Genomic DNA, 16988 nt, shown 5'->3' on the forward strand with positions numbered 1-16988 from the left:
TTTCCCAACTGGTTGGCCAGGAGCATATTAATAAAGCATTGGTTAATTCGCTAAACCAACAGCGACTGCATCATGCTTATCTTTTTACTGGGACCCGCGGTGTGGGTAAAACCAGTGTCGCACGTCTTTTAGCAAAAGCACTTAATTGTGAGCAAGGTATCAGTGCTGAGCCTTGTCTTCAATGCGAAGCTTGTATTGCGATAGAGCAAGGCCGTTTTTTAGATTTGATTGAAATTGATGGCGCCTCGAGAACACGTGTTGAAGATACTCGCGAGCTCTTGGACAATGTGCAGTACACACCAACAAATGGTCGCTTTAAAATTTATTTAATTGATGAAGTACACATGCTCTCCCAGCATAGTTTCAATGCCTTATTGAAAACATTAGAAGAGCCACCTGCGCATGTTAAGTTTTTATTAGCAACAACTGATCCTCAAAAATTGCCAGTAACAGTCCTCTCACGCTGCCTGCAATTCCATCTTAAACATTTAGCCGACGAATTAATTGCTCAGCATTTGCAATATATTCTTCGAGAAGAAAATTTGAATTTTGAAACAGAGGCTTTAGAAATCTTAGCAAAAGCAGCAAAAGGCAGTATGCGAGACGCCTTAAGTTTATTAGATCAAGCCATTGCATGTTGTGGTACACAGTTAACTGCGTCAGAAGTAAAAACAATTTTAGGCTATACACGGCAGGATTATGCTATGCAGCTCCTCCATGCATTAGCAACTTTAGATCCACAACAACTTATTTACATTAGCCGACAAATTGCTGTAGAAGGCGGTCATTTTCGTTATGTACTCGATGAGCTTTTGCATTACCTGCATCATATTACAATTTGCCAGAACCTTTCCGGCGATAGTTCTTTCATCATTTCAGAACCTAAAATTCAAGCTTTGGCTAAGCAACTAAGCCCCGAAGATCTGCAATTATTTTATCAAATTGGCATTAAAGGTTCAGAAGAAATGTATTTGGCGCCAACACTTGCTATTGGTTTTGAAATGGTATTGTTGCGAATGCTGACCTTTAGACCTGCTCCACCAACACTGCCGCCTAAGCTTGCTTATGAAATTATTGTTAATGATGCAACTGCTGCATCGGTTGCATCAGAATCACTACCTTCAGTAGCCATTGATGCTTCTCCCATAATAGAAGAATCATTTCCGGAAGTACCTGAAGACACCAAAACAGATCCTCTTTCTATTCTTCAGGAGGAATCGCTAACAGTCATTCAAGAAGAATCTGTAACAGTTATTCAGGAAAAACCTATAACAATTATTCAAGAAGCACTTGTAACATCCACTCAAGCAGAACCAACAGCAATGCCAATGACAACGGCTGAGAATTGGGGAGCAATATTAAATCAACTTCAATTGACTGGCTTGACGTTAAATGCCGCTGAGAATGCCGAATTTGTAGAAAAATCCGGACGCGATATCGTCTTTCGGGTAGCAAAGGGCCACCAATCATTGTTTACACCTATGGTAATTAGTCGTATTGAGCAGGCCTTAGCGACTTATTATAAGGAAACTGTTAAAATTACATTAACGAGTGACGATGCAGTGCAATCATCCCCCGCTCAACAAAAGCAAATTGTGCAAAATCAACGCCAACAGGAAGCTGAACTTTCGTTACAACAGGATGTCTTTTTTCAACAGTTAAAACAAGAGTTTTCAGCCGAAGTGGTCAAAAATTCTATTGCACCTATTAAAGATGAATTATAATTAACTCAATAAATCCTACTGCGAGGTCAACATGGATATTAATCAAAATCTTGGTAACATAATGAAAGAAGCGCAAAAGATGCAACAGCGCATGCAAGAAGCCCAAAAACAATTAAGTCAATTAGTTGTAAAAGGCGTCTCTGGTGGAGGTTTGGTTGAAGTGGAAATGAATGGCCGCCACGAAGTAAATAAAGTTAAGATCAGCCAAACATTAATGGAAGAAGATGTTGAAATGATGGAAGATTTAGTAACTTCTGCCTTCAATGACGCTGCACGCAAAGTTGAGCAAGCATCCAAACAAAAAATCAGTGAATTGACTGCGGGTCTTAATATTCCTACTGATTTTATGAAGGACGAGGATAAGGAATAAGATAACTGATGGATGCATTGAGTCGCTTGGTGGATGCTTTGCGTTGTCTACCTGGAATTGGTCCCAAGTCAGCACAACGTATGGTGTTTCATCTATTGCAACACCAACGCCAACGCGGCTTGCATTTGGCTTCTTGCCTAGAAGAAGCCATGCAAAGTATTCATCATTGCAGACGCTGCAATAATTATACTGAATTAGAATTATGTAAGCTTTGCCAAAATCCCGCTCGCAACGCCCAGGTTCTTTGTGTAGTTGAAACGCCCGCCGATGTTGCAGCCGTTGAACAAAGTAATGCTTTCAGTGGTAGTTACTATGTATTAATGGGAAAAATTTCACCACTTGATGGGATGGGTCCTGATGATATAGGTTTGCCACGATTACGTAATCTCGTTATTGATGAAAAAATTCAAGAAGTGATTCTAGCATTAAGCCCAACTGTGGAGGGGCAAACAACGGTTCATTTCATTCATGACTTACTAAAGGATTACCCTGTGCGAGTTAGCCAACTGGCGCATGGTATTCCTTCTGGAGGCGAATTAGAGTTTTTAGATGGTAATACTATAGGCAATGCATTGCGAAATCGAGCTATTGTGAATGTATAAAATGAATCGATTACTACAGGGTTGTAGTTTTTTTATCCTACTCTTTATTAGCCATATCGTCAGTGCATCCTTTAATAAGAGCCTTTGGCCTATTTGGGAAACTAATAATCCTCTATCTCAAGCGACTATCTCCCATGATGAATGGCAAGAGTTTTTAAATAGACGGGTTATTACCAATGAGGAAGGTATCAACTTAGTTGATTATGCCAACTTGACTGATGCAGATTATGACTTACTTAAAAGTTATATTACCAAAATGAGCCATATTGACATTGATGCCTATAATCGTGATGAACAACTTGCCTTTTGGTTAAATCTTTATAACGCGCTCACTGTACAAATTGTTGCTGACTATTACCCAGTAGGTAGTATTGAAGAAATTAATATTTCTCCAGGGCTATTTAGCGTCGGACCCTGGGGCGCAAAGCTAGTGACTATCAATGGCACCCCTTTATCACTTGATGAAATCGATAACCGTATTATTCGTCCTGTTTGGAACGACCCACGTACTCATTATGCAATTAACAATGGGTCAATAGGCGCCGCTAACCTTAATAAAAAGGCTTACAAGGGAAGTACCATTGAAACCTCCCTTAATGACGCAGCCTCTGAATATATTAATTCTCTTCGTGGCGTACAGGTCATAGAGGGTGAACTAATTGTGTCTAAAATTTATGAATGGTATAACGAAGATTTTGGTGGTTCTAAGGCTGATATCATCACGCATCTTAAGCAATTTGCTAAAGAACCATTGCGTAGTCAATTAAAACATATCAATACTATCGATGGATACGTCTATAATTGGCATTTAAATAGTACTATTGTTCCCAAATCGTGAAGACAAATTTCTTTCGCCATGCATTTACTCACTTTGCTCTTTTTAATCTTATTTTTTTAATTTTACAATTTATTTATGTTCTTGCTCAGGGGGGCAGTTTTTTAAAAGCTATTCCACTTCCATTTGCAGTTCATCTACAAATAGCAATGGCCGCATTGATTCAACTCGGTCTTTATCTTTGCTTAACAATATTACAAACTTTTTGGCTTTGGGGATTAAAAGATAGCTACCTTGAAAAGCCATCCTTGGAATTTTGGCTACTTATCATCTATTTTCTTTCTCTTCTGACAATACTTAGTCTGAATTGTTATTTCTTTCCTTTAAGCTTATTTAGCCGTTTATTCTTACCAGAGATCTCAATCCACGTGATTCAGCTCGTCATGATTGCCTGTTTACTAGGCATCAGTTTACTTATGCTTAAAGCTCTTTTAAAAGCTTACTTATTGGCTCCAGTTTCTATTAGTGCGTTGTTAGGAGCAATATCTTTATTATTCTTCATGACTTATCGCCAAATACCAATTGATAGTAATCGGCAAAGCACGCAACCTAATATTATTATTATTGGCGTTGATTCGTTAAGTCCTGAACGCATTAATAAAACAGATACACCTAATCTTAATCAATTTATTAGTAACAGTGCGCATTTCAAAGAAGCTATCAGCCCACTGGCACGAACTTATTCCGCTTGGGCAAGTATTCTTACAGGCCTTTATCCTCTACACCATCAAGCTCGCTATAATTTAATGCCTGCCGAGTTAGTAAAAAGTTCAAAAAGCATTGCATGGACGATGCAAAATATGGGATATCAAACAATATTTGCGACCGATGAACGTCGTTTCAGTACTATTGATAAAGATTTTGGCTTCCAAACAATCGTTGGTCCGCAATTAGGCGTCAATGATATTTTGCTAGGCACCTTTTATGACTTTCCTTTAAGTAATTTCCTTATTAATCTTCCTATAAGTCGCTGGTTATTTCCTTATAATTACTTAAATCGTGCCAGTCATTTTTCTTATTATCCCAACAGCTTTAGTCAAGCCTTGGAAAACTCCATTGCTCAAAGTAATCCGCAAAAACCACTTTTTCTTGCTGTGCACTTTGCTATCCCTCACTGGCCCTATGCTTGGGCAGCCTCATCTCCTGCCGAAGTAGGTGACATCTATAGTGTTAAGGAACGAGAAGGGCTTTATTTCGCTGCGATTCATGAAGCCGATAAACAAGTGGGTCTTCTGTTAAATTATTTACGACAAGCAGGGCTTCTTGAAAATAGCATGGTAATCATATTAAGCGACCATGGCGAATCCTTATACGAATCCGGGAGTCGCAAAACAAATCCCCAAAAATATCAAGGAACACAAAAAAGCCATCTTGTTGATTACTTTAAACGCAAAACATCTACAGAACTTGAAATGAGTGCTGGTCATGGCTCTGACTTACTAAGCCCCTCTCAATTTCACTGTTTGTTAGCCTTTAATATCTATAATAAAAATCAGCAAATCAATCCGAAACAAGAAATTGGGACAAGAGTGGCATTAATTGACCTTGCACCAACCATCTTTTCCTTTCTTAACCTTCCATTACGCCCCAATTTTGATGGCATTTCCCTGTTTGATGCCATTCTTAATAAACAACCACTTCCAGAAAAACGTATTTTTATTTTAGAAAGCGGGGAACTTCCCAATCAGATTGTTTCTCGTGAACGAGCCAGGGTTTTAGGAAAATTACTCTATGAAGTAAATTTTCAGAATAACCAACTGCAGATTAGAAAAGAGCGACTCCCACTACTTGATGCTCTTAAACTTTATGGCATTTTAGAGGGCGAGTGGCTTGTTGCATTATATCCCGATGATTCAAAATATATTACGGTAATTCTTAATTTAAATGATGGCCAATGGACTGATGATTTAAACTCTTCTTTCGCTAAATCTTCTCCTGTGGGGCCAATGCTCAAGCAATTGCTAGAATTTTATCAAAAGGAATTATCTTCCTATCCTAAATCAAAGGTTACCCCCAACCTCCTTGAATAATTGTTCAAGCGTTTGATTCTCTAAAACAATAGAGCCTGAATAAAGATTCATGATTCTTGTAATCGCGTTAATATTTCTGCGCCCGGGCTTTAACGGTTTATGGGTGCTATGTCGCGCGTAGGGGGTTGTGGTTATTGAGCGATTACTTAACTCTTCGCGAACTGCTTCCATTACACAATCCAGCACCTGGTAAACTCGAGCAATAGTGTCTTTTTGCTGGGGTGTAGCCAGAGGAAGGGCCGCAATTTTTTGATCTTCTAGCATGGCGGCTAAAGTACGCATCAAATAACAACTATCTTTATTCGCAAAATAACCATACAGATCGAGACATTCCGTTGTCGCTAGTTGTTTGAATAAATCCTGCATATCCTGAAAAAATTTCTTATAGCTTTCATGGGATTCACTACAATGTCCTAGTTGTTGCCGCAATGCCATAGCGGTATCAATGAGTCGATTTGGATTAAACCAAAACTTATAAGCACGAAAAAAATCATTTAATTTACTTTTTGTTATTATTTCTTCAGATAAAACAATATTAGGCAACCGCCATTCCTTTAAAGCAGTAATAATTAAATGCTGTGTTTCATTTTCTATATTAATAGTAATGCCCTGAGGTAATTCCTCCTCTCCATGAAATAAATAATCATGAAGTTCACCTATTCCCCGTTGTTTTAAAGCTTGCAAAACTGTTTGATGAATACTTTCAATGAACTGATGAAGCATTGACAGTCGAGCTTTCACAGATAGTAATTTTTCAGGATGTAATGCTTGTTTGAAGAGTTGGTGAGGGTTTAACTTATAGAAAAAGATATGATTAATAATGAGTGTAATTTCCGGACGTTCAAATAAAGATGCCAACATTAACATTTCTTTATCATCTACTTGAGCAACTAATGCCAATGAAGAAAGAATATTTTCTCCCGCATTATTTGCAAAAGCGACAATAGCATACAACCAATCAGCACTAGACTTTGCTTCTACTAAAGTTTTAAGTTGTCCTGTTAGCGAGCGTTGAATATATTCAACTGATTGCGGATGGAGACCATTTAATTGCTCTTGTAAGTATTTATAATAATATTTTAATTTACGAACTATTTTTGTTTCCTCAGCCAATTCCATTGGTAAGCAAATTTGTTGCTTCAGCGTCTGGATCATTACATAGCAACGAGAAGGACTATTTTCTGAGATAGAAACTGCTATATCTGACTCTTGGTAATCAGGCTTTAGTAAATATAAAAGATTTTCATATTTCAGGGATAACTCTGAACAAAACTGTGCCGCATCCTGAATTCGTAGTCGTGCGCTTTTGCCATCGCCCATTGCTTTCTGTAAACGATTTTCGATTTGTTTAATCTCATACTTAATTAAGGCCTTGGCTCGACAGCGCTCATTAACCAGCTGTTGTATTTTAAAATGATTAATATTAGTCATAAGTATCTCCAACTATTATCCTAAAGCTGGAGCGCTTTACATGATTAGAGCCTACTCGCCCCCATTTCGTGCTTGCGCGTACTTAAAGCCATCCTTGCTTAGGACGCATCATTCTTAGGCATTTATGCTCAGAATGACATAAATAAGAAACATACTATTTTTAGTAATATTAATTTAAGCATGCTGCCTCTATTTTTGCCACTATATGAAATATATGGATACCATTGACTCGTTTTGATAGTAAGAATATTTTTTATTAAAGAGAAAAAGGAGATATCAGGGTGATATCTCCTTCTAAAAAATTACATATCAGTACCGCTATCTGGCAATATTCGCGTGGTTTTACCATAAACGACTAATACTTTTTGCTTAACTTTCAATTTTAAATCTTCTGCTTGCGCTACAGATACGATCGCACCGCTATTTAATTTGATAACATAAACATAGCCGTGACCACCATCCAGATATTCACTGCCAGGCGCCTTATCGGTTTTACCTGTTGCTGCTTTGCTGTGAAATTTGACTGGACGTTTAGAAATAATAACGCCTGAAGCAACTTTTTTTAACTTGCCAACTTCATTAACATCATAATCTCCTGGAGGCGCATCTTTAGAGCAGCCGCCTAAAACCAAACACAGTGCAATTCCCAGCGCATAAAACAGTTTATTCATTTTTATTTATCTCCTGGTTAATATTTTCATGAGGGATTGGATAAAAAATCTGCTCTATTCTACAAATTAGCATCTCGTATTACCAGTAAGATAAAAAGATAAACTTAGGCAACGGTTATATTGACAACTTGCGAGCATCAATTTCTGTCAGCTATCAGTATGGGACAAGATCAATATCATTTATACGTGCTGACAGTTATTATTAAAAAATATACTATCTTCAATGCAAATTATTCCATAAGCAGTATATAATTTTATTTTTTAAATTTTACTCAGTTAGGTAGAGGAGAATACCAATGTCATTGCATCGTAAATATCTGCTCATTATTGACGATGCACCCTTAGACGAAAAGCTTAGCGAATATTTTGCTAAATTTGATTATGACATTGTGCAATACCCAGATTTGACACAATTAAATAAAGAAGTTGAAGCCCCAACGGCCCTCCTTATTAATTGGTCTATTATTCAAGCAAGCCCCACAACAATCGATGAGCTATATCACCGCTATCCAGTTCCTTTGATCGTTATTAGTAATACAAAAGATGAGAATATTTGTGTTCGCATGTTAGAAGCCGGGGCGGATGATTTTTTAATAAAACCCCTTCATCCTCGTGAACTTCATGCGCGGATAAGTGCCATATCGAGAAGAGTTCAACGTGCCACAAAGGAAGTTGAACAGGAAAAAGAAGTCTTGCTCTTTGCCGATTGGCGTTTATATCCCGCATCTCGTCAAGTTTTTGACAATAATCATGAAGAATTACTACTTAGTGCAGGAGAATACGATTTACTCTTAGCCTTTGTTCGCCAGCCTCAGCGTGTTTTAGGTCGAGATTTTTTGTTACAACTCACTAAAAATAGTGATTTGGCGCCTTTTGATAGGCGTATTGATGTTCAAATAAGTCGATTACGGCAAAAGATAGAAACGGATGCAAAAAAACCAGCTCTTATCAAAACCATTAGAAATGGCGGTTATTTATTCACTGCCCGAGTTTTAACTATCAAAGAAGGCAGTGAATAAACTAAATAATTAAACAGTGCTTATTTTCGTTTACCTACTTTAAGCATACGCACGGTTTTAACCATATTTTCTCCCACCTTCAAAATTTCAATTTGAAAATTTTCAATTTGTAAACAGCAATCTGGCGGCGGAATATATCCCAAATGTTCAATAATTAAACCACTAAGAGTTCGCGGACCAATTGCCGGAAGTTGCCAGCTTAGTAAGCGCTTTAAATGACGAAGTGTTATACTAGCATCCACAATTACTGAACCATCTTCTTGTTGGATGACATCTTTACTTAGGTCAGCTACATCGGTTGTGAATTCGCCTACCACTTCCTCGAGAATGTCTTCCATGGTTACTAATCCTAGCAAGTCACCATACTCGTCAACCACAAAACAACTACGTTTTTTAATTTTTTGAAAATTTAAAATCTGTACATTAAGAGGTGTAGCTTCAGGAATAAAATAGGGAGTATCGGCAATTTTTAGGAGATTATCCATGTCCAACCGCTCTTCAAGAACCAAATTTAAAACACTTCTTACATGCACAAGTCCTACTAAATTATCAATTGTATCGCGATAAAGAGGAAGTCTTGTATGCTGTGCTGTTTCTAATTCTTCTAGAATTTTATGCCAAGGTTGCTCTAAATCAAGTCCCACAATATCGGCTTTAGGTATCATGATATCCTCAACTGTGGCTTGCTCTAAATCCAATAAGCTTAGCAACATACTTTTATGTTCAACGGGTAACAAACCACCTGCTTCGTGTACTACCGAGCGCAATTCCTCACCAGATAAAGCTTCTCTTTGATTTCTCTCTATAGTGACACCAAACAAGCGAAGGATGATTGTGGTGATCCAACTAATAATTTGGACAATAGGTGCAAACATTGTTTGCATAATTTTCAACGGCAATGAGGCCGCAAAAGCAACCTGTTGAGGGTGAAGGGCGGCCAATGTCTTCGGCGTCATTTCGGAGAATACTAATATGACGAGTGTTAATAATATGGTTGCAATAGCAACCCCTGCATCCCCATATAAGCGTTGGCCTATTAAAGTTGCGACCATAGACGCAACGATATTGGCAAAAGTATTTCCAATTAAAATAACGCTCAGCAACCTATCCGGCCTTGTTAGCATCTGGTTTACGCGAATTGCCTGCTTATGATTTTTTTTGACTAAATAACGTAATCGGTATCGATTTAAAGACATCATTCCGATTTCTGAACCTGAAAAAAAGGCTGAAATAATTACTAATGCTAATAACGTCAGAGATAACGTTGTCAAAGAAAACTGCACCGTGCCTCCCTCAGGTAGTCAAGAAACTCCATCATAACAAACTGTACCTTATTCTCCTACCAAAGAGGGCCATTCTTCATCGCCAAAAAGCGGACCAAACACCGCTTCTTGCTCCATAATATTTGCCCAAAATAGATTGCCGATATCAAAATGCCACCATTCATAACGGTAAGAAGTAAAATGAGCACTTTCCATCGCGGCTCGTAAGCAATCCCGTCGTTCTTTTATAATTTTTTCTGAAGACAATAATTCTGGTTTTAAATTAAAATAATCGCGGTGAGCTTGCTCGCTACAATCATCGAACGGGGTACCCATATCCAAAACTTCACCTGAAGAGAGGTCATAGAGTGTCAGATCAATAGCACCACCGCTTAAATGAGGCGAACAATAACTATCACCAACACTTGCAGGTGCTGCGACATATTTTAAAACCTCAGCTTCATGTTCTTGCAAAGTTAAATGAGGAAGTTTCTTACGAATTTCCTCGCTCATCCAATTAAAAAGTTTTTGCTGAACTTCTCGTGGTCTATAAACATCCCAAATTAAAAAACCATAGCTGGCAGGTAACTTGTTCAATGCTTGCAAAAGCGCATCAAGTACTGCGCGTCTTCCAAAAATTAATGGGTAAGGACTAAAACCCTGCTCAAAATATATAGGGCGGACTTGAATACGCGAATGAATTTGATTAGTAAATTCAACTATCTCATAATCTGTTGCTAAAAATTCTTTTTCAGATAGCATTTTAATGCCAAGAAAAACATAACCAGTATCGCACTCTAAAAGAGTAAGATAATTTATGCAAATCTTTATCTTTTACATTAAGAAATATTAAGACAGATAAGATTTGAGACTATTTTGGTGGTGTGAAAGACCAAAACAAGCAAATTAATGCATTTCTACTGCTTAGCAGTTTTAGCAACTCTGGCAACTATGCTATAGTAATCATTTTGCATTCGAGTAATCGTCATGTTTGAAAATTTAACTGACCGCCTAACACGTGCCTTTAAAACTTTAAGTGGCCAAGCGCGCTTAACCGAAGACAATGTTCACGACGCACTGAGAGAAGTCCGCTTATCCCTTCTTGAAGCGGATGTAGCTTTTCCTGTTGTGAAAGATTTTATTGAAGAGGTAAAACAAAAAGCATTAGGTCAAGAAGTAGATCTCAATTTAAAACCTGAACAAGCCTTGGTTAAAATTGTTCATGATGAATTGGTTCATGTGCTCGGCGATACTCGAGCAGAGTTGAATTTTAAAACCCAACCACCTGCAGTCTTCTTAATGGCAGGCTTACAAGGCTCAGGTAAAACCACCAGCAGCGCAAAACTAGCCCTCTACCTAAAAGAAACCGAAAATAAAAAAGTCATGCTCGTCAGTTTAGACGTGTATAGACCCGCTGCGATTGAACAATTAAAATTATTAGCCGCTCAACTTGACGTTGCTTTTTATCCTGCGGAAACTCATGAACAACCTCTCGCTATTGCTCAAAAAGCTTTAGAGAGCGCCAAAAAACAATTTATTGATGTCATTATTTTCGACACCGCAGGTCGTTTGCATGTCGATGCAGAAATGATGGCGGAAATTAAAGACATTCACAAAGCAGTTAATCCTGTAGAAACGCTCTTTGTCGTAGACAGTATGACTGGGCAAGACGCGGCCAATACTGCTAAAGCATTTCATGAGGCTCTTGCTCTAACTGGCGTGATTCTCACGAAAACAGATGGCGATGCACGCGGTGGTGCAGCTTTATCAGTTAAATACATAACAGGACAGCCCATTAAGTTTCTTGGAAGTGGCGAAAAAATCGAGGCTCTTGAACCCTTCCATCCCGACAGAATTGCTTCACGTATTTTAGGGATGGGTGACATCCTAACTTTAATTGAAGAAGTTGAACGTAAAGCAGATAAACAAGCCAGCGAAAAATTAGCCAAGAAATTAAAAAAAGGAAAAGGATTTGATTTAGAGGATTTTAAACAGCAATTACTGCAAATGGATAAAATGGGTGGAATTTCAGGCATGATGAGTAAACTGCCAGGTATGGGACAATTGCCACAAAAGGCAATGAGTCAGGTCAATGACAAAGCCATGGCCCAAACCGTTGCAATTATTAATTCAATGACACCCAAAGAGCGACGTATACCCAAGATTATTGTCGGTTCCCGCAAAAAACGTATTGCCATGGGGTCAGGTACTCAGATACAAGACGTTAATCGTTTATTAAAACAATTTGAACAAATGCAAAAAATGATGAAAAAATTTACCAAACCAGGCGGCATCAAGCAAATGATGCGCGGAATGGGTGGGATGACGGGGTTAAAAGGTTTGTTCCCTGACGAATGACCATAAATAATTCCAATAATGACTTCCAATGCCGAGGTAATTTTCGTACAATACACGGCATTTTTACGTAAACACTCTTAAAGTAGAGGAAATAATGGTAGTTATACGTTTATCACGAGCTGGCGCTAAAAAGCGTCCTTTTTACAATATGGTTGTTACGGATAGCCGCAAACGTCGCGATGGTAATTACATCGAGCGCATTGGCTACTTTAACCCAGTTGCACGTGGTCAAGAGCCTCGTTTGCACTTGGAAGTGGATAAATTAGCTCACTGGCAAAGTGTTGGCGCACAACTTTCTGATCGTGTTCGCGCATTGATTAAAGAATACAATAAGAAGAACACTGAAGCTTAATAACTGTGGAAAAGGTTACTGATAGAATCGTTATCGGTCGCTTTGGTCGCCCACATGGGATTAAAGGGTTTGTAACGGTTCATTCTTTTACAGAACCACGCGATAACATTCTGCGTTATACCGATTGGCATGCCTATATTAATAAGCAATGGCAACCGCTTAAACTGCTGCATGTAGAAATGAATGAAAAATCTATTCTTGCGCAAGTTGAGGGTTATAACGAGCGAGAACAAGTGGCAGCTCTGACTAATGTGGACATTGCTGTCAGTCGCGAACAATTACCAATATTAGCAGAAGGTGAATACTACTGGCATGATCTTATTGGTATGCAAGTGGTTAACCAACAAGGCGTTCTTCTTGGCGAGGTTGTAGAAATTATGCCAACAGGCGCCAATGATGTTTTAGTTATTGAAGGTGAAAAGCGACACCTGGTTCCGTATTTACCCGGACAATTTGTTGCTGACATTAATAGCAGCCAACGTATCATTACCGTTGACTGGGATGCGGATTTTTAAATGATGTTACATTTGGGTGTAATAACCCTAATGCCCGAAATGTTTGATGTACTTAAGCATGGTGTAGTTGGTCGGGCAATTGAGCAAAATTTAGCGAGAGTTGATTGTTGGAATCCTCGCGAATGGGCACCAAGACCATATCGGCAAGTTGATGACAAACCTTATGGCGGTGGTCCAGGCATGGTCATGATGTATGAACCCTTGCATGGCGCAATTAATCATGCAAAAACAAAAATGCCATCTGCTTGTAAGACTATTTATTTAAGCCCGCAAGGCAAAGTAATTCGCCAGTCTGATTTAAATCAGGTGGCCAAAGAACGAACCCCACTGCTTTTCATAGCAGGACGGTACGAAGGAATAGATGAACGAATCATTGTTCATCATGTTGATGAAGAATGGTCGTTAGGAGATTTTGTTTTAAGTGGTGGTGAATTGGCAGCCCTGGTATTTATTGATGCGATTATTCGTCTCATACCTGGCAGCCTGGGACATTTGAGGTCGGCCGAGCAAGATTCGTTTATGAATGGCCTTCTGGACTGTCCCCATTACACAAGACCAGGAAGCATTCACGGCTTGGATGTACCATCAGTGCTGTTGGGTGGTAATCACCGTGACATTGAACGCTGGCGCCGAAAACAAAGCCTCGGAAAAACCTGGCTTAAGCGCCCGGATTTATTAGAGAAAATACAATTAAGTGATATCGATAAGCAATTACTTATCGAGTTTAAAAGCGAACAGGGTAATTCCTGCTGAAGGAATACCAATTTGAGGAGTGACCATGAGCAACATTATTGATCAATTAAATGCTGAGCAAATGCAAGGCAAAAACATTCCTGATTTCAGCCCAGGCGACACCGTTTTAGTACAAGTAAAAGTAAAAGAAGGTACTCGCGAGCGTTTGCAAGCATTTGAAGGTGTTGTCATTGCTAAAAGAAATCGTGGCTTGAACTCAGCTTTTACCGTGCGCAAAATTTCTCATAGCGTTGGAGTTGAGCGTGTTTTCCAAACTTATAGCCCAATAGTTGACAGCATTATTGTTAAACGTCGTGGCGATGTACGTCGTGCAAAACTTTATTACCTACGTGATTTAGCTGGTCGTGCAGCACGTATTAAAGAAAAATTATCGACTGGTAAAAAAGAAGATTAATTTCTAATTTATGCTCATCGTTACTGCATTCAACACCCCTGTAGGTTGGCTTGAAATTACGTACGATGAGCATTATATTCATCATGCAATCTTTATTGATCCACCGCTGCTACAACAAGATAGCCCTCCGAATCAATTAACCCAAACAATTAAACAAGAATTAGAAAATTACTTTAGTGACCCTCATTATCGCTTTCAGCTGTCACTGAAACCTCAGGGCTCTCCTTATCAACAACTCGTTTGGAATGCTTTAATGGTTATTCCTGTTGGCCGGACACTCACTTATGGTGAGCTTGCAAAAAAATTGCAAACCAGTCCTCGAGCCATTGGGCAAGCTTGCAAAAAGAACCCAATTACACTCTTCATTCCTTGTCATCGAGTAGTAGGGAAACATGATCAAGGTGGCTACATGGGACGTCCAGAAGCGCTATGCTATAAAACTAATTTACTGTCTCATGAAGGTGCTATTTAAATTTATTTTGGCTCTTGTCTCACAGAGTCTTCTGTAGCAGGTACTGAAGGCAAGATAGTGCCTATGACTTTGACAGCAAAAAATTGAAATTGCTCAGCTGATTTATCAAAGAACCAGGAAATGAACGGCTTCGGATTCTTAACTGACAGTTTCGATAACACCGTTACTTCCCAGGGATAAGGCTTCATTTTTTCAATTGTATTAACAAAATCAGTAACGGTTGCCAGCACTTCAGGTGAAGTAATAGTCTGCTTCATTAAATAATCATATAACGACTTAATTACTCCAAGACGTACTGCTGCGAAGTCTTCCTTATCTTGATATTTGGCTAACTCTTCGCAGTATTCTTTAAGAAGAACCTGACAGTCGATAATATAATTAACTTTGTCGCGAATCATTTGTGCTTGCTTTTGAAATTTGAGACTGGATTTATTTAAAGCCGTATATTTTTTCATTAATTCATCATTATTTTTTTCAGGTGGAAGCTCTGGGGGACTGCGCTTCATCCATTTATGGATAGCCTTTGCATGCAAAGATTCCTCGGTTTTATAAAATTCTAATAACTCATGCTCATGCAAAACCATGTATTGCATGGCGGCATTGCATAATACCGTAGCGTTATAGGATACCCTTTCAACAAAAGGTGGTAATTGGTCATAAAGCAACATATAGAGAATTTCAATATGGCAAAAATCATCTGGCGTAAATCCATGATGAATTAATTCAAAAATAGCAAGCTGCAAAATAGTATCAGCATCTCCTTCGGGTACGGAGTAATGAGTAACAAGAAACTCTAACCATTGGAGGGCTTGTAGATAATCTCCTTTTCGTAATGCATCTAGATAAATTTCTGTATGCATGGTATCTCCCTATGATTAAAGAATTTTATTCCAATGACGATAGTATAAATAAGATAACATGGAGTGGTCATCATGAAAAAAATGAGTATCACCACAATGTTGCTCCTATTGCCACTTAGTAGTGCTTTTGCGAATTGTGACTTGACTCGTTTTCGATGGGACTGCGATCTTCCTGCTCGGGTTAAACCCTCTTCATCCGCATACTCTTTAGTTTATTGTGGTAACACCCGCCTTTATATTAGCCAGGCCGAATATGAGGTATTGGCTCGTTATCAGCGAGCCAATGTTAATATGGTATTAAAAGTGAATGGCGAATATATTGATAGTCCCTGTATTCCTGCTGAACGATTTCTATCCTTTCCTTAGATTCAAGCAAGCTAATTTCACCAGTAAAATTTTATAATCCCTTGTGATGAGTAATGCTATAAATTTTTTCGTTGTCTTCTGCTGTAAATGGTTTCCCATCTTTTCGACGAATATAATAATATTCCTTTGTTTCGCCTGGCTCTTTATAGTCAATAACTTTAGGCTCATAACTTTGAATTTGCTTCTGGGGCTTTCCTTCCGCTTTGAATAACCATGGCAATATTTGTTGTAAAAAAATTTTTTTATCTATAGAAATATGATAAGGAGCATTTTGCTGTAATTGGACTACACGCAAATCAGCCTCAGAAAAGTATTGCCCCAATACCTTTGCCATTGCAATATTTTCACCTTTATTCAATTTCTTATATTGAAACGCAATTCGATCATTAGCGTGCACAAATATATAATGAGCTTGATTTGTGACATCTATTGTGGGAGTTAAAAATGGTGTTTGCTGAGGCTCCAATTTTTGGATAAATTGTATCATTAATGTTTCAAATCGCTCACTATGACTAATGTCTTTATGTTTTAATTTCAATAACTGCGCTATAAACATCGTTAAATCATCATTAGTTTTAATTTGCTCAGGATTTCTCGCCAAGCTGGCAAAGATAAACAACATTTTGTTTTTATTTTCCTCCTTATTTATTCGTGAAAGCATGGTCACCTCACGCCTGTTTAAAAAACTGGCGACATGTGCTTTTACCGATTGAGGAAGTATTTGCCAACTGAAGTCACTACTATTTTCTTCCAGGCTCATCTCAGCAGATCCTTCCAGACTCATCTCAGTAAACTCTTCTGAAGGATTCTTCTCAACAGATTCAACATTCATTATGGTGGAATAAGGCGGCATAACAAAATTTAACATGAGGGAAATAAGACGAGTTGAATTTTGCTCCCGATTTTCATAAGACATTTTATCAGCGACAAGATTGAATGCATTTAAAAGCGCTCTATACATAGTTATCTTCCTA

19 protein-coding genes (1 of these 19 cut by a window edge) are annotated in these 16988 nt (G+C 38.4%); 13 read left to right on the forward strand and 6 right to left on the reverse strand.

Features of this window, described 5'->3' with window-relative positions:
- The 5 genes in view from dnaX to PXX05_RS11440 are tightly spaced (at most 31 nt apart) and all read left to right on the forward strand, a layout consistent with a single transcriptional unit that may run on beyond the window.
- A protein-coding gene (dnaX, locus tag PXX05_RS11420; RefSeq protein ID WP_275088337.1) for a DNA polymerase III subunit gamma/tau crosses the window boundary here: on the forward strand, positions 1-1724 show its 3' portion. The gene continues 43 nt to the left of window position 1, outside the view; the window shows 1724 of its 1767 coding nt (coding positions 44-1767); its start codon lies beyond the left edge, outside the window; its stop codon occupies positions 1722-1724.
- A 31-nt stretch (positions 1725-1755) separates the two neighbouring features.
- Complete coding sequence (locus tag PXX05_RS11425) at positions 1756-2094, forward strand: YbaB/EbfC family nucleoid-associated protein (protein ID WP_275088338.1); 339 nt, start codon at positions 1756-1758, stop codon at positions 2092-2094.
- 8 nt (positions 2095-2102) lie between these two features.
- The gene (recR, locus tag PXX05_RS11430) at positions 2103-2696 is read left to right on the forward strand and encodes a recombination mediator RecR (protein WP_275088339.1); all 594 of its coding nucleotides are present in this window, start codon (positions 2103-2105) and stop codon (positions 2694-2696) included.
- 1 nt (position 2697) lies between these two features.
- Positions 2698-3534 carry a DUF547 domain-containing protein gene (locus tag PXX05_RS11435; protein ID WP_420844650.1) on the forward strand — a complete coding sequence of 279 codons (837 nt, stop codon included), beginning with the start codon at positions 2698-2700 and terminating at the stop codon, positions 3532-3534.
- The gene (locus PXX05_RS11440; RefSeq protein WP_275088341.1) at positions 3531-5561 is read left to right on the forward strand and encodes a sulfatase-like hydrolase/transferase; all 2031 of its coding nucleotides are present in this window, start codon (positions 3531-3533) and stop codon (positions 5559-5561) included. Before PXX05_RS11435 ends, PXX05_RS11440 begins: the two co-directional genes overlap by 4 nt.
- Here PXX05_RS11440 and PXX05_RS11445 read toward each other — a convergent pair.
- The gene (locus PXX05_RS11445) at positions 5532-6992 is read right to left on the reverse strand and encodes a hypothetical protein (protein ID WP_275088342.1); all 1461 of its coding nucleotides are present in this window, start codon (positions 6990-6992) and stop codon (positions 5532-5534) included. The genes PXX05_RS11440 and PXX05_RS11445 overlap by 30 nt on opposite strands.
- Before the next feature lie 302 nt (positions 6993-7294).
- Positions 7295-7663, reverse strand: coding sequence for a hypothetical protein (locus PXX05_RS11450; RefSeq protein ID WP_420844588.1), 369 nt, complete (start codon positions 7661-7663; stop codon positions 7295-7297).
- 296 nt (positions 7664-7959) lie between these two features.
- On the opposite strand from PXX05_RS11450, the gene PXX05_RS11455 reads away from it, so the two are divergent.
- Positions 7960-8682, forward strand: a complete 723-nt coding sequence (locus tag PXX05_RS11455) for a winged helix-turn-helix domain-containing protein (RefSeq protein WP_275088343.1) — start codon at positions 7960-7962, stop codon at positions 8680-8682.
- Between the two features lie 20 nt (positions 8683-8702).
- Here the strand turns inward: PXX05_RS11455 and PXX05_RS11460 are convergent, their stop codons facing one another.
- Both PXX05_RS11460 and PXX05_RS11465 read right to left on the reverse strand, forming a co-directional pair.
- Positions 8703-9965: an HlyC/CorC family transporter gene (locus PXX05_RS11460; protein ID WP_275088344.1), complete on the reverse strand. Its 1263-nt coding sequence runs from the start codon at positions 9963-9965 to the stop codon at positions 8703-8705.
- Positions 9966-10013: 48 nt separating this feature from the next.
- Entirely contained in the window at positions 10014-10706 is a 693-nt protein-coding gene (locus tag PXX05_RS11465; protein WP_275088345.1) for a M15 family metallopeptidase, read from the reverse strand.
- Between the two features lie 225 nt (positions 10707-10931).
- On the opposite strand from PXX05_RS11465, the gene ffh reads away from it, so the two are divergent.
- The 6 genes from ffh to PXX05_RS11495 all read left to right on the forward strand — a co-directional run bounded on the left by ffh (position 10932) and on the right by PXX05_RS11495 (position 14788).
- On the forward strand, positions 10932-12302 hold the full coding sequence (gene ffh / locus PXX05_RS11470; RefSeq protein WP_275088346.1) for a signal recognition particle protein: 1371 nt from the start codon (positions 10932-10934) through the stop codon (positions 12300-12302).
- Between the two features lie 94 nt (positions 12303-12396).
- Positions 12397-12654: a 30S ribosomal protein S16 gene (rpsP, locus tag PXX05_RS11475; protein WP_275088347.1), complete on the forward strand. Its 258-nt coding sequence runs from the start codon at positions 12397-12399 to the stop codon at positions 12652-12654.
- Positions 12655-12659: 5 nt separating this feature from the next.
- Positions 12660-13169: a ribosome maturation factor RimM gene (gene rimM, locus PXX05_RS11480; protein WP_275088348.1), complete on the forward strand. Its 510-nt coding sequence runs from the start codon at positions 12660-12662 to the stop codon at positions 13167-13169.
- Positions 13170-13922: a tRNA (guanosine(37)-N1)-methyltransferase TrmD gene (trmD, locus tag PXX05_RS11485; protein WP_275088349.1), complete on the forward strand. Its 753-nt coding sequence runs from the start codon at positions 13170-13172 to the stop codon at positions 13920-13922.
- Between the two features lie 25 nt (positions 13923-13947).
- A complete protein-coding gene (gene rplS / locus PXX05_RS11490; protein WP_275088350.1) occupies positions 13948-14316 on the forward strand; it encodes a 50S ribosomal protein L19 in 369 nt (122 codons plus the stop codon).
- A 10-nt stretch (positions 14317-14326) separates the two neighbouring features.
- Positions 14327-14788, forward strand: coding sequence for a methylated-DNA--[protein]-cysteine S-methyltransferase (locus tag PXX05_RS11495; protein WP_275088351.1), 462 nt, complete (start codon positions 14327-14329; stop codon positions 14786-14788).
- 2 nt (positions 14789-14790) lie between these two features.
- On the opposite strand, the gene PXX05_RS11500 is transcribed toward PXX05_RS11495, so the two are convergent.
- Entirely contained in the window at positions 14791-15648 is an 858-nt protein-coding gene (locus PXX05_RS11500) for a helical bundle domain-containing protein (RefSeq protein WP_275088352.1), read from the reverse strand.
- A gap of 72 nt (positions 15649-15720) precedes the next feature.
- Between PXX05_RS11500 and PXX05_RS11505 the strand changes: the two genes are divergently transcribed.
- Positions 15721-16014 carry a hypothetical protein gene (locus PXX05_RS11505; protein WP_420844589.1) on the forward strand — a complete coding sequence of 98 codons (294 nt, stop codon included), beginning with the start codon at positions 15721-15723 and terminating at the stop codon, positions 16012-16014.
- A 31-nt stretch (positions 16015-16045) separates the two neighbouring features.
- Here the strand turns inward: PXX05_RS11505 and PXX05_RS11510 are convergent, their stop codons facing one another.
- Complete coding sequence (locus tag PXX05_RS11510) at positions 16046-16975, reverse strand: hypothetical protein (protein WP_275088353.1); 930 nt, start codon at positions 16973-16975, stop codon at positions 16046-16048.
- Between the last annotated feature and the right edge of the window lie 13 nt (positions 16976-16988).

The sequence above is a fragment of the Legionella cardiaca genome, assembly GCF_029026145.1.
In the GTDB taxonomy this organism is placed as follows: Bacteria; Pseudomonadota; Gammaproteobacteria; order Legionellales; family Legionellaceae; genus Tatlockia; species Tatlockia cardiaca.